General features: G+C 61.0%; 12 protein-coding genes and 1 other RNA gene. 4 read left to right on the forward strand and 9 right to left on the reverse strand.

Translation table 11 applies throughout. The features are described 5' to 3' along the window. Positions 1-35: 35 nt before the first annotated feature. From dnaJ to grpE, 3 genes are all read right to left on the reverse strand, one after another. Entirely contained in the window at positions 36-1,181 is a 1,146-nt protein-coding gene (gene dnaJ, locus DOM36_RS06445) for a molecular chaperone DnaJ (RefSeq protein ID WP_075568532.1), read from the reverse strand. Between the two features lie 98 nt (positions 1,182-1,279). Then, positions 1,280-3,220 carry a molecular chaperone DnaK gene (gene dnaK, locus DOM36_RS06450; RefSeq protein WP_075568531.1) on the reverse strand — a complete coding sequence of 647 codons (1,941 nt, stop codon included), beginning with the start codon at positions 3,218-3,220 and terminating at the stop codon, positions 1,280-1,282. A 155-nt stretch (positions 3,221-3,375) separates the two neighbouring features. Next, positions 3,376-4,008, reverse strand: coding sequence for a nucleotide exchange factor GrpE (gene grpE / locus DOM36_RS06455; RefSeq protein ID WP_075568530.1), 633 nt, complete (start codon positions 4,006-4,008; stop codon positions 3,376-3,378). A 217-nt stretch (positions 4,009-4,225) separates the two neighbouring features. On the opposite strand from grpE, the gene recN reads away from it, so the two are divergent. Continuing rightward, a complete protein-coding gene (gene recN / locus DOM36_RS06460) occupies positions 4,226-5,899 on the forward strand; it encodes a DNA repair protein RecN (protein WP_075568529.1) in 1,674 nt (557 codons plus the stop codon). A gap of 162 nt (positions 5,900-6,061) precedes the next feature. Here recN and fur read toward each other — a convergent pair whose 3' ends face one another. Then, a complete protein-coding gene (gene fur, locus DOM36_RS06465) occupies positions 6,062-6,511 on the reverse strand; it encodes a ferric iron uptake transcriptional regulator (protein ID WP_075568528.1) in 450 nt (149 codons plus the stop codon). Positions 6,512-6,583: 72 nt separating this feature from the next. Between fur and DOM36_RS06470 the strand changes: the two genes are divergently transcribed. Continuing rightward, complete coding sequence (locus tag DOM36_RS06470; protein WP_075568527.1) at positions 6,584-7,009, forward strand: outer membrane protein assembly factor BamE; 426 nt, start codon at positions 6,584-6,586, stop codon at positions 7,007-7,009. Positions 7,010-7,047: 38 nt separating this feature from the next. On the opposite strand, the gene DOM36_RS06475 is transcribed toward DOM36_RS06470, so the two are convergent. Both DOM36_RS06475 and DOM36_RS06480 read right to left on the reverse strand, forming a co-directional pair. Next, positions 7,048-7,344, reverse strand: a complete 297-nt coding sequence (locus tag DOM36_RS06475; RefSeq protein ID WP_232823755.1) for an RnfH family protein — start codon at positions 7,342-7,344, stop codon at positions 7,048-7,050. 25 nt (positions 7,345-7,369) lie between these two features. After that, the gene (locus DOM36_RS06480) at positions 7,370-7,804 is read right to left on the reverse strand and encodes a type II toxin-antitoxin system RatA family toxin (RefSeq protein ID WP_075568525.1); all 435 of its coding nucleotides are present in this window, start codon (positions 7,802-7,804) and stop codon (positions 7,370-7,372) included. Positions 7,805-8,017: 213 nt separating this feature from the next. Between DOM36_RS06480 and smpB the strand changes: the two genes are divergently transcribed. Together smpB and ssrA are read left to right on the forward strand one after the other, a co-directional pair. Next, complete coding sequence (gene smpB, locus DOM36_RS06485) at positions 8,018-8,497, forward strand: SsrA-binding protein SmpB (RefSeq protein WP_075568524.1); 480 nt, start codon at positions 8,018-8,020, stop codon at positions 8,495-8,497. 76 nt (positions 8,498-8,573) lie between these two features. After that, positions 8,574-8,953: a transfer-messenger RNA gene (gene ssrA / locus DOM36_RS06490) on the forward strand. Positions 8,954-9,024: 71 nt separating this feature from the next. On the opposite strand, the gene DOM36_RS06495 is transcribed toward ssrA, so the two are convergent. From DOM36_RS06495 to DOM36_RS06505, 3 genes are all read right to left on the reverse strand, one after another. After that, positions 9,025-9,216 carry a hypothetical protein gene (locus DOM36_RS06495; protein WP_110642074.1) on the reverse strand — a complete coding sequence of 64 codons (192 nt, stop codon included), beginning with the start codon at positions 9,214-9,216 and terminating at the stop codon, positions 9,025-9,027. Between the two features lie 67 nt (positions 9,217-9,283). Beyond that, positions 9,284-9,490 (reverse strand): hypothetical protein, encoded by a 207-nt coding sequence (locus DOM36_RS06500; RefSeq protein WP_075568522.1) that lies wholly within the window; start codon positions 9,488-9,490, stop codon positions 9,284-9,286. 193 nt (positions 9,491-9,683) lie between these two features. Then, positions 9,684-11,453, reverse strand: coding sequence for a hypothetical protein (locus DOM36_RS06505; protein WP_110642075.1), 1,770 nt, complete (start codon positions 11,451-11,453; stop codon positions 9,684-9,686). Positions 11,454-11,468 lie beyond the last annotated feature (15 nt).

The following is an 11,468-nucleotide window of genomic DNA, read 5'->3' on the forward strand; positions in this document are numbered from 1 at the left end:
GGATGAGGCCTTTTTCGCTCGGCGACGATAAAACCTTACGGCTTCATATCCTCGAAGAAGCGCTTCACGCCATCGAACCAGCCCTCTTTCTTGGGCGAGTGGCGACTGGCACTGCCCAGGCTGTCCTGAAACTTGCGCAGCAGATCTTTCTGCTCTTCATTGAGATTGACCGGCGTCTCGGTCACCACCTTGCAGAGCAGATCGCCCGCCGGGCCGCCGCGCACGGGCTTGACGCCCTTGCCGCGCAGCCGGAACAGCTTGCCGGTCTGGGTCTCGGGCGGAATCTTGAGCTTGACCCGGCCTTCCAGCGTCGGCACTTCGAGCTCGCCACCCAGCGCGGCATCGACGAAATTGATCGGCACTTCGCAATGCAGATGACGGCCGTCACGCTCGAAGATCGGATGCGCCTTGATCTCGACCTGGACGTAAAGATCGCCCGCGGGACCACCGTTGAGCCCGGACTCCCCTTCGGCGTTGAGCCGGATGCGGTCGCCGGTATCGACGCCCGCCGGAATCTTTACCGACAGCGTGCGCGTCTCGCGAACGCGGCCTTCGCCATGACACTTGCGACACGGCACCTTGATGCTCTGGCCGCTGCCGTGGCAGGTCGGGCAGGTCTGCTGCACGGCGAAGAAGCCCTGCTGCATCCGCACCTGACCCTGACCATGACAGGTAGGACAGGTCTCCTTGCTGGAGCCCGGCTCGGCGCCGCTGGCATCGCAGTGCTCGCACTCGACGTGACGTGGCACGCGGATATCGACCGTGGTGCCGAACACTGCATTCTCGAGATCGAGCTCGAGGTTGTAGCGCAGGTCGCTGCCGCGCTGGGGCGCGTTCGGATGACGCCGACCACCGCCGCCGCCGAAGATATCGCCGAACACATCGCCGAAGATATCGCTGAAACCGCCAGCCCCGGCACCGCCGAAACCGCCGCCGCCGAAGCCACCGCCCTGGCCGTCGACGCCCGCATGGCCGAACTGGTCGTAGGCCGCACGTTTCTGGTCGTCGGAAAGCACTTCGTAGGCGTCGGAGACCTCGCGAAACTTCTCCGCCGCCTGCTGATCTTCCGGATTGCGATCCGGATGATACTTCTGCGCCAGCCGGCGATACGCCTTCTTGATATCCTTGCCGTCGGCGCCCTTGTCGACGCCTAGTACTTCGTAATAGTCACGTTGGGACATTACTGAGTCCGCCTCCGTGTCGGCACCGTGCAAACAGCAACGCGGGAGTCATGATGGCTCCCGCGCTCCTGCCGATCACACGGCGTCAGACGTCGTGGTTATTGCTTTTTCTGATCGTCGTTGACTTCTTCGAATTCGGCGTCAACCACGTCATCCTCTTTCTTCTTGCCGCTGGCCTGGGCGTCGTCTGCCGGCTGGCCTTCGGCCTCGGCACCTTCACCCTGCTCGGCATACATCTTCTGAGCCAGGTTGCCGGAGGCTTCGGTCAGGGCATCCAGTTTGGCCTGAATGGCATCCTTGTCGTCGCCCTTGAGCGCTTCCTCGAGTTCGCTGATCGCGGTCTCGATCTTGCTTTTCTCGTCGGCATCGACCTTGTCGCCAGCTTCTTCGATCGTCTTGCGCGAAGCGTGGATCATGCCATCGGCCTGGTTGCGCAGCTGGACCAGCTCCTCGAACTTCTTGTCCTCGGCCTCGTGCGCTTCGGCATCCTTGACCATCTGATCGATCTCGTCATCGGAGAGACCGCTGGAGGACTTGATCACGATCGACTGTTCCTTGCCGGTCGCCTTGTCCTTGGCCGTAATATGCAGAATGCCGTTGGCATCCAGATCGAAAGCGACTTCGATCTGCGGCACGCCGCGCGGTGCCGGCGGAATGTCGGCCAGATCGAAACGACCCAGTGACTTGTTCTGACCGGCCTGCTTGCGCTCACCCTGCAGCGCGTGAATGGTCACGGCCGTCTGGTTGTCTTCGGCAGTCGAGAACGTCTGCGTCTTCTTGGTCGGGATCGTGGTGTTCTTCTCGATCAGCGGGGTCATCACGCCACCCAGCGTCTCGATACCCAGCGTCAGCGGCGTGACGTCGAGCAGCAGCACGTCTTTCACGTCTCCGCCCAGCACGCCGCCCTGAATCGCGGCGCCCATGGCCACGGCTTCGTCCGGGTTGACGTCCTTGCGTGCTTCCTTGCCGAAGAATTCGGCGACCTTGCTCTGGACCATCGGCATACGAGTCTGGCCACCGACCAGAATCACGTCCTGAATCTCGCTATTGGAGAGGCCGGCATCCTGCATGGCGGTCTTGCACGGACCCAGTGAACGAGCCACCAGGTCTTCGACCAGCGATTCCAGCTTGGCGCGGGTGACCTTGATCGCCAGGTGCTTGGGACCGGTGTTGTCCGCCGTGATGTACGGCAGGTTGACTTCGGTCTGCTGCGCGGAAGAGAGCTCGATCTTGGCTTTCTCGGCCGCTTCCTTCAGGCGCTGCATGGCCAGACTGTCGCCGGACAGATCGATGCCCGAATCGCTCTTGAACTGCTGGACGAGATAGTCGATCAGCTTGAGATCGAAATCTTCGCCACCCAGGAAGGTGTCGCCGTTGGTGGCCAGCACTTCGAACTGCTTTTCACCATCGACATCGGCCACCTCGATGATCGAGATGTCGAAGGTGCCGCCGCCCAGATCGTAGACTGCGATGGTGCGGTCGCCGGTGGCGCGGTCCATGCCGTAGGCCAGCGCGGCAGCCGTCGGCTCGTTGATGATGCGCTTGACCTCGAGACCGGCAATGCGGCCCGCGTCTTTGGTCGCCTGGCGCTGAGAATCGTTGAAGTAGGCCGGAACGGTGATGACCGCTTCGGTCACTTCTTCACCGAGATAGTCTTCGGCAGTCTTCTTCATCTTCTTCAGCACTTCCGCACTGACCTGCGGCGGCGCCAGCTTGTTGCCGTTGACCTTGACCCAGGCGTCGCCGTTGTCGGCTTCGACGATCTCGTAGGGCACCATCTTGATGTCTTTCTGGACGACATCGTCCTTGAACTTGCGGCCCACCAGACGCTTGATCGCATACAGCGTGTTGTTGGGGTTGGTGACCGCCTGACGCTTGGCCGCCTGACCGACCAGCGTTTCGCCGTCGTCGGTATAGGCGATGATGGAAGGCGTCGTGCGGCCGCCTTCAGCGTTCTCGATCACACGAGTCTTGTCACCATCGAGCACGGCCACACAGGAGTTGGTCGTACCCAGGTCAATGCCAATGATGCGTCCCATAATTCCTCACCTCTAACTATTCGTTGACGACTCAATTCGTTTTGATGACGGCGCTTGCTGCGCGATTGACTGCTATGTGGGGGCTGGTTGGCGCCTTTCAAGTCCTCGTCGACGATTCAGCGGAAGCGTCGATTCGAACCGATGGCATCCGCTCCCTAGCCCGCCGCCTTGCTGACCACGACCATGGCCGGGCGAATCAACCGACCGTTCAGGGTGTAGCCCTTCTGCATCACATCCATCACGGTATTGGGATCCAGCTCCGGGTTGGGCACCATCGTCATGGCTTCGTGGAACTGCGGGTCGAACGGCTCGCCCTGCGGCTCGAGCTGCTCGACACCGAACTTGCTCAGCACGTCGAGCTGCATCTTGAGCGTCATCGAGACACCCTCGCGATGGGTATCGTCGACGTCCTGCATGCTTTCCAGCCCTTTTTCCAGGCTGTCGACCACCGGAAGCAGCTCCTTGACGAACTTCTCGAGGGCAAACTTCTTCGCCTTGTCGGCGTCCTGCTCGGCGCGGCGACGGGCATTCTGCGCATCGGCAGCGGCGCGCATCGACTGATCCTTGGCCTCCGCCAGCGCCTGCTCGAGCTCCTCGACCCTGGCCGCCAGAACCTCTGCTTCGGGGTTGGCCAGCCCTTCGGTGTCATCCGCCTCGTGTTCGAGCGATTCCGCGAACTGCTCCAGATCACCGTCCAAAGCGTCGTTGGTGGACTGATGTTGCGGTTCTCCGTCGCGCTCTGCGCGCTCGAGTTCTTCGTCTACGGGATTTTGCGGATCTCTAGCCATGAATCTCTCCTGGCAAGGTGTTGTGACAGCAATTCGACAAGCGTCGGAGTTGTCTGCCTATATGGGGCTATCGATTCAGATCTCAAGCACCGATCGCATGGCGGGTCACAAGAGTCGTTGAAGGGGATTTTGGACTACTGTATAAACAAACAGATTGCCGGCGGGCGTATCCCCCACCGCCAGATACCGTAAAGCCGCCATCGACTCGGGAGGCAGCATGCTGATTCAACTCGCCATTCGTGACTTCGCTATCGTCGACACGCTGGACCTGGAGTTTCAGGCCGGCATGACCGCCATCACCGGCGAGACCGGTGCCGGCAAATCGATTCTGCTCGGGGCGCTGGGGCTCTGCCTTGGGGAGCGCGCGGATGCTGGCGGTGTTCGCCACGGCGCCGATCGCGCCGACCTGAGCGCCCGCTTCGACATCGCCGAGCGGGAAGAGGCCAAGGCCTGGCTGGCGGCACGCGAGCTGGCCACGGATGACTGCCTGTTGCGCCGCGTCGTTACCGCCAGCGGCCGTTCCAAGGCGTGGATCAACGGCCAGCCCTGCACCATCGCGGACCTGCGCGAGCTGGGTGAATGCCTGATAGACGTGCATAGCCAGCACGCCCATCAGGCCCTGCTCAACGAGGACACCCATCGGCGCCTGCTCGACGACGCGGCCGGCCATCACCAGGCGGTCGCCGAGCTCGGCGATCTGCATCGTCAGTGGCACGCGCTGCGCCGGCAGTATCGCGAGCGCAGCGAGAACGACGAGGAACGCCAGGCCAAGCGCCAGCTGCTGCGCTACCAGGTCGAGGAGCTCGACCAGCTCGATCTGCAGGCCGAGGAACTGGAAAGCCTGGAGCAGGAACAGGAGACGCTGGCGCATCTCGAGGAGAGCCTGCTCGAGGCGCAGTTCGCCGCCGATAGCTGCGATCACGATGAAAACGGTGCGCTGACACTACTCTCGCAGGCGACGCTACGTCTCTCTCGCGTTCCCGGCAGCGACCGCGGCAGCCTGTCCGAAGCGCTGACAATGCTGAACGACGCCCAGATCCAGCTCGAGGAAGCCGCCCGCGAACTTCATCACTTCGTCGAATCCAACGAGCTCGACCCGCAGCGACTCGCCTGGGTCGACGAACGGCTCGCCGAAATTCATCGCGTGGCACGCAAGCATCACGTCATGCCGGAAGAGCTGGATGATCTGCATCGCCGGCTGAGTGGAGAACTCGAGGCGCTCGATAGTGGCGACGACGATCTCGAAACGCTGAGAACCCGGCTCGACGACCTGCGTCAGCAGTATCGCGACGACGCCAGGAAGATCAGCGAGACTCGTCAGCGCACGGCCACGGCTTTTGCCCAGCAGGTTCAGGAGCAGCTGGCATTTCTGGGGATGGACAAGGCGCGCTTTGCCGTCGATGTCACGCCGCTGGAGACACCTCAACCCCACGGGCTGGATCGCGTCAGCCTGCAGATCAGCGCCAACCCGGGTCAGCCGCCGCGGCCGTTGGCCAAGGTCGCTTCCGGCGGCGAACTCTCTCGCGTCAGTCTGGCGATTCAGGTCGTCGCGGCGAGTCACAGCACCCTGGCGACGCTGGTCTTCGATGAGGTCGATGTGGGTATCTCCGGCGCCACCGCGGAAATCGTCGGCCAGTTGCTGCGCCGGCTGGGCCACGACGCCCAGGTCATGACCGTCACCCATCTGCCGCAGGTCGCCGCACAGGCTCATCAGCATCTGCATATCGAGAAGCGCTCGAGCGACGACGAAACGCATACCGAGATGGCCCAGCTGGACGACGCCGGGCGGGTGCGCGAGCTGGCGCGGATGCTGGGGGGGGTCAAGCTCTCCAATCGGACACTGGCCCACGCCCGCGAAATGCTGGCGGCCAGCCAGAGTTCGGCTCACTGACGCGCTCGTCGGCGCCGCCGTGCCGCCACCTTTTCCCTGCGAACTGGAGAATCCAACGCAAAAACGCCGACCCTGAGGTCGGCGTATTACGGTCTGGCGTCCTTTCATCGGCTGTCGACATGTCGGCAGCCGATTTTCTCTGTCCTGGCGCCGATAGCGCGATTACTTCTTGATACCGTCCTGACGCGTGGCCTTGGATCCCCGCGGGCGAACATAGAGGACCAGGGCGTGCTCTACCAGTTCGTACCCGTGTTCCTCGACGATCTCGCGCTGACGGCGTTCGATCTCTTCATCGAAGAACTCGACGATCTCACCGGATTCCAGATCCACCATATGGTCATGGTGCTCTTCCTGGGACATCTCGAAAACCGCATGACCACCGTCGAAGTTGTGTCGAACGACCAGTCCTGCTGCTTCGAACTGGGTCAAAACGCGATAGACCGTCGCCAATCCGACATCTTCTCCCGATTCCAGCAGCGCCTTGTAGACGTCCTCGGCACTCATGTGAAGCTCTTCTTCCATCCGAGTCGCTTCGAGGATCTGCAGAATCTTGACGCGCGGCAGAGTGACCTTCAGCCCCGCCTTACGCAATTCTTGGTTTTCGTCGGCCATGGTCGCTCTTCGCAGTAGCGTCTTGTGTCGGGTATGATCAATCCACGCAACGATAGTGAAAGACGGGCCCAAATGCAAAATCTGATCAGAACGACTGTACTCATCCTCGCTGTGTCGCTCATCACCGGCTGCAGCTACTTTGGCGTCTATAAAAGGGACATCCCCCAAGGCAATCTCATCACCAAGGATATGGTGTCTCAGCTCCACCTCGGCATGAGTCGTGCACAGGTCGCCTACATCATGGGGACACCACTGATGGAAGCCCCCTTCTCATCGGATCAGTGGGACTACGTCTTCTACCTCGACGAAGCCTACGGTGACACGGTGCAGAAGCGCCTGACGCTGACCTTCCAGAACGATCAGCTGGCCGATATCGCCAAATCCGGCGATATGGACTCCAACGTCGAACTCAACCAGGACGACGGCCCGGGCCCCGCCGTGGAAGGTGCCGGCGACAGCGCGGCCCCGGTGCCACAGATCGGCCCCAGCGGCATCTAGAACGCCGCCGGCCGCCTTTCGAGCGGATGAGAGGGCAGTCAGCGCGCTGAGGCGCTGGCTGCCCTTTCGCGTCTCGCCTGCATGGGATCGATCTCGAGGGGCCGGTAGACTTCGAGACGGTCTCCGGCGGCCGGCTGGTAATCCTCCGGCGCGGCCAGGCGAACACCGAAGACGCCCACCGGCGCCTCGGCGAAGTTGACGTGCGCCCAGGCCGGGTGCCGTTCGGACAGGCTGGCCTGCATGACTGCCTGCCTGGCGTTGATCCCGGGCACGAGCGAGAGACTCACGATCACCTGATGCTCGGGCGTTGCGAAAGCGACTTCGATGTTTGCCATCACGCTCCTCCCTGGCATTCCTGCGCTAGCGTCCGTAGACCTGATCGGCGCGGCGCGTGAACGCATCGACCAGTTGGCCTGCCACCTGCTGGAACAGCCGACCAAACGCCATCCCCAGCAGCCGATTGCTGAACTCGAAGTTCATCTCGAGTTCTATCTTGCAGGCATCTTCCCCCATCGCCCGGAAGTGCCATTGGCCGCTGAGGCGCTTGAAAGGCCCGTCGACGAGCGAAAGATCGATACGTTCGGGCCGCTCGAGATCGTTGCGGGTGGTCACGCTCTGCTCCACGCCGCCCTTGGCGAGCGTCATCCGGCCGATCAGGTAGTCGTCTCCCCGTTCGACGACGTTGGCTCGTCGACAGCCGGGCAGAAACTCAGGGTAGCGCTCGAAATCATTGACCAGTTCAAACATCTGTTCCGGTGTATGCCGAACGAATGCGGACCGATTCACGCTGGGCATAGGGGTCTCCACTGATTTATCGCCCCGACATGCGTATCATGGGGCACCGTTTTCGATGCTTGAATGGTATCACGGCTGCCCTCATAACTAGACTTCACACGATGCCTCGCCGACGCTTCTCTCCCGCGTCTGGCGTGTGAAGTGCATAGCCAGCGTGAAGGCCATTCATCACACCGCCCGAGGGCATACCGGATATCGCCGTAAAGAGGTGTCATGGGTAAGAAGAAAAGCAACGCGCCAAGCAGCAACATGATCGCCCAGAACAAGAAGGCTCGGTTCGAATATCACATCGACGAGACCTTCGAGGCCGGCCTGTCGCTGGCCGGCTGGGAGGTCAAGAGCCTGCGCGCCGGCAAAGCTCAGCTGACCGACACCTACATTCTGGTCAAGAATGGCGAGGCGTGGCTGCTGGGCAGCCATATCATGCCGCTCAACACGGCGAGCACGCACGTTCTCGCCGACCCGACGCGAACGCGCAAGCTGCTGCTGCACCGCAAGGAGATCGCCCGGATCTTCTCCCGGACTCAGGAGAAGGGGCACACCTGCGTACCACTCAAGCTTTACTGGAAGCAGAATCTGGTCAAATGCGAGCTGGCACTGGTGCGCGGCAAGCAGTTGCACGACAAGCGCGCCACCGAGAAGGAGCGCGACTGGAATCGCGAGAAGGCACGCGTCATACGTGACCACGCCTGATCGTGCGCTGAATACTCGGGACAGCACTTGATATGGCGTGGACTCGTCGCCATCTGATAGAATGAACGAGTTATACGGGGGCGACATGGCTTCGACGCTGGTGACAATCCCTGAGGTGCATGCCGAGAGCGTAACGTATCTCGTAAATCCAACGTTGCAAATGAATAGTCGCAAACGACGAAAACTATGCTCAAGGCGCACTGGCAGCGTAAAAACTGCTAGTTGTTAGTCTGGCCCCAAAGCGATGTGCCCATTCATCGCGGCGGGGATATGAGCTAAAGCTGATGGGACCGCGGATGTCAGCGCTCTCCTGACATTCGTTAAACCTTAGAGAGATCGCAAGGTGCCATCCTGCCCGTCGGAGTGCACTGCGTTAAATCAAAAGACGGAACTAAGCATGTAGAGCTGATGGGCGAGTGCCGGCGGACGGGGGTTCAATTCCCCCCGCCTCCACCAAACATGAAAAAGCACCCGAACGGGTGCTTTTTTTTGTGATCAATTTCCACAGCGTGGAATGAAAGAAACCCTCAGGCGACTATCGCCAAGGCTGCCTTTTGACGCTGGGCGGTAGACATTGCCCGCTCCAGGTCATTGCTCTTGCATTTGAAAGCGGAACAGCTGGCGCAACGGACGTCTTCGGACGTTTCGCTCAACGTCGGCAGTAGAAACTGCTCGCCGCCGCAGACGTTACAGCGTAGATCCAGCGTGACTTTAAGCATCTTCCTTCCTTGGTACTGGCCACCCATGGGCGGCGATCTTGTCAGGTCAGCGACATGGTGTGACCGGTCAGACTCGAAGACCCATATCCCGAGCCAGTGCTTGAGACTTCAGGCAGGTTTCGATCAAAAGCGGCGCATTGCGCTCCTCGAGCGACTGGCGAGTCTCAAGAAACTCGCCGCAGGCCGCGCAACAGACCTCGTCCCAGGCCAGCTCGCTGTTGGAAGAAGTGGCTTGCTGGCTGCCACAGCGCGGGCAATCGAGACGATGATGCATGAGAATCCCTCCTTGGCGTCGTCATGATTCACCGACAGGTCGGTGTCGTCAGGCGATACCTTGACAGAATTTCTTGCATCGTACAATTATCGTATAAGAACGGTTATCGTATATTCGCGACGCCAATCCGCTGGCTGTCAGGCTCCCGCCTTGTCTCCGCAACATGGACGAACAGCCGACACCTTCCACCCGATCACTCAGCCAGCAGCGCAGTCATGTGGCCATGATAAGGCTGACAGGGTGCGTGACGATTCATTCTCTCCAGCAGCTTGATCCTTTCGGCCGCCGGCAGCGCCTTGACGGCCTGATCGAGATTCGCCTCGACCAATCTCCTGACGATCCTGCCGGGCGTGGCGAGATAACGTTCATTGGTCTGCAGAATCACGTAATCCGCGGCTTCATGATCGATGATTTCCTGAACATGGCTGCCTGGCAGATTGACCACGACGACCCGCTGGAAAATGTTGGCAAACAGCATCGCGAAACCGCCCGCACCCGCCGAGGAACCGCCGAAGATGACCAGCGTTCTGGCATGGATCGGTTTGGAATTCTCGAAAATCGTGATGTTGCCGGTGCCCGGCAGGTAGTTGGAAAAGCGGCAGGACACGCCGCTCTTCTCCCGGAAAACGGCGACGGTGGAAAGCGACTTGGCAGGAGGATCCATCTTCGATCCCAGATCGCCGACCACCTCCCGCTGCTCGAAGGCGTATAGCGAGTCGAACTCGTCGTCGAACCCGAAATATCGCATGCAGGCGGTAAACGCGAGATAAGCGCCGCGGCCACTCCAGTGGGTGTCGGTGGGATAGTAGCTATCCGATACCGCCTGCATCGCCGCGACCGGATTGCAGTAATCGATCTCGCCCTGCTTGAGGATCGCCGACACCTGTTCGGTCGTGGTGATATCGGCCTTCTCGAACGGATAGCATTCCGGCCTGACCTTCTCCTTGGAGTTGGCGATCAGGAACAACAGCGAGCGCTGTTGCTGTAGTGGCGCGAGCTGGGCGGCAAACTGCTGCCAGGCCTGTTCCTGACTGCTTTCCAGGCGCCTTTTACCGGTAAACTGATCGATACTCGCGTTGGTATCGTTGGCCAGAAACAGCCACCCTTCGCGTCCCTCGAGAACCTCCATGACCGGCGCCAGCGAAAAACGCAGACAGTCATAGGCTTTGCCGCCCTCGAGCCGAACGCCCAGGGTAAGCTCGTGCGAGAGATCGAACGTGTACTCGAACATCCATCCCGCCTCCTGGTAAGGCGCACTCGGTTCAATCGCCGTGAGTCCGAGGCAGGTGATGTCGCCGTTAGTCGAAACGGTCAGCTCCGGCCGCTGGTCCCGCCGGGCATCGATCCAGCCCCGGATTCGATAGTGACGGAACGACTCGAGCGTCGTGATCTGCTTCTGACCTTCACCGGCCTCCCACCGTATCGCAACCGGGGCTGCCAGCTTGTGCGCCGCCAGCTGGAACTTCTTCGCCTTCTGACTGGCAATGACATCCTTGAGATCGCTGAGCGTCGTGTTGCCGGGCTGCTTTTCCAGGGCCAGATTCACCGCACGCAGCGCCTGGCTGAATTGCCGAGCGGCGAGAAAGGCTCGTGCCTGCCGCACGTGGACCTGATGAGGGAAGCCGGCACAACGATCGATGACGAACTGCCACCTGTCTGCCGCTACCGACCAGTCCGCCCGGGTCATCGCCGCCTCGGCGTGGGCAATTCCCAGCTTGAGGGGTGGTTCGGGCGACTTCTGCAGCGTAACGCCCATCATCGCTTCGTATCCGGCGGTATCCCCAGCACCCTGGTAGGCCAACATCAGGCCCCTGACGACATCCGGACTGTCATCACCCGCCTGGTAGGCCGGCTCGAGCAAGGCGATGGCGCCGGCAAAATCGTGATGCGCCAATCGATCTTCGGCTTCGACAACCCGTTCGGGTGCCTGCTCGATGCGCTCGGCAAAGGAAGATGAACTCATGGCGACCTCTGATGA

This window comes from Salinicola sp. CPA57 (genome assembly GCF_003206035.1).
GTDB lineage: Bacteria > Pseudomonadota > Gammaproteobacteria > Pseudomonadales > Halomonadaceae > Salinicola > Salinicola socius.

Excerpts from the sequence above, each read along its gene's own strand:
- grpE (WP_075568530.1), bottom strand. The coding sequence starts at position 4,008 with ATGGCTAGAGATCCGCAAAATCCCGTAGACGAAGAACTCGAGCGCGCA.
- DOM36_RS06500 (WP_075568522.1), bottom strand. The coding sequence starts at position 9,490 with ATGCATCATCGTCTCGATTGCCCGCGCTGTGGCAGCCAGCAAGCCACT.
- smpB (WP_075568524.1), top strand. The coding sequence starts at position 8,018 with ATGGGTAAGAAGAAAAGCAACGCGCCAAGCAGCAACATGATCGCCCAG.
- fur (WP_075568528.1), bottom strand. The coding sequence starts at position 6,511 with ATGGCCGACGAAAACCAAGAATTGCGTAAGGCGGGGCTGAAGGTCACT.
- dnaK (WP_075568531.1), bottom strand. The coding sequence starts at position 3,220 with ATGGGACGCATCATTGGCATTGACCTGGGTACGACCAACTCCTGTGTG.
- DOM36_RS06470 (WP_075568527.1), top strand. The coding sequence starts at position 6,584 with ATGCAAAATCTGATCAGAACGACTGTACTCATCCTCGCTGTGTCGCTC.
- DOM36_RS06495 (WP_110642074.1), bottom strand. The coding sequence starts at position 9,216 with ATGCTTAAAGTCACGCTGGATCTACGCTGTAACGTCTGCGGCGGCGAG.
- DOM36_RS06480 (WP_075568525.1), bottom strand. The coding sequence starts at position 7,804 with ATGCCCAGCGTGAATCGGTCCGCATTCGTTCGGCATACACCGGAACAG.
- DOM36_RS06475 (WP_232823755.1), bottom strand. The coding sequence starts at position 7,344 with ATGGCAAACATCGAAGTCGCTTTCGCAACGCCCGAGCATCAGGTGATC.
- dnaJ (WP_075568532.1), bottom strand. The coding sequence starts at position 1,181 with ATGTCCCAACGTGACTATTACGAAGTACTAGGCGTCGACAAGGGCGCC.
- DOM36_RS06505 (WP_110642075.1), bottom strand. The coding sequence starts at position 11,453 with ATGAGTTCATCTTCCTTTGCCGAGCGCATCGAGCAGGCACCCGAACGG.
- recN (WP_075568529.1), top strand. The coding sequence starts at position 4,226 with ATGCTGATTCAACTCGCCATTCGTGACTTCGCTATCGTCGACACGCTG.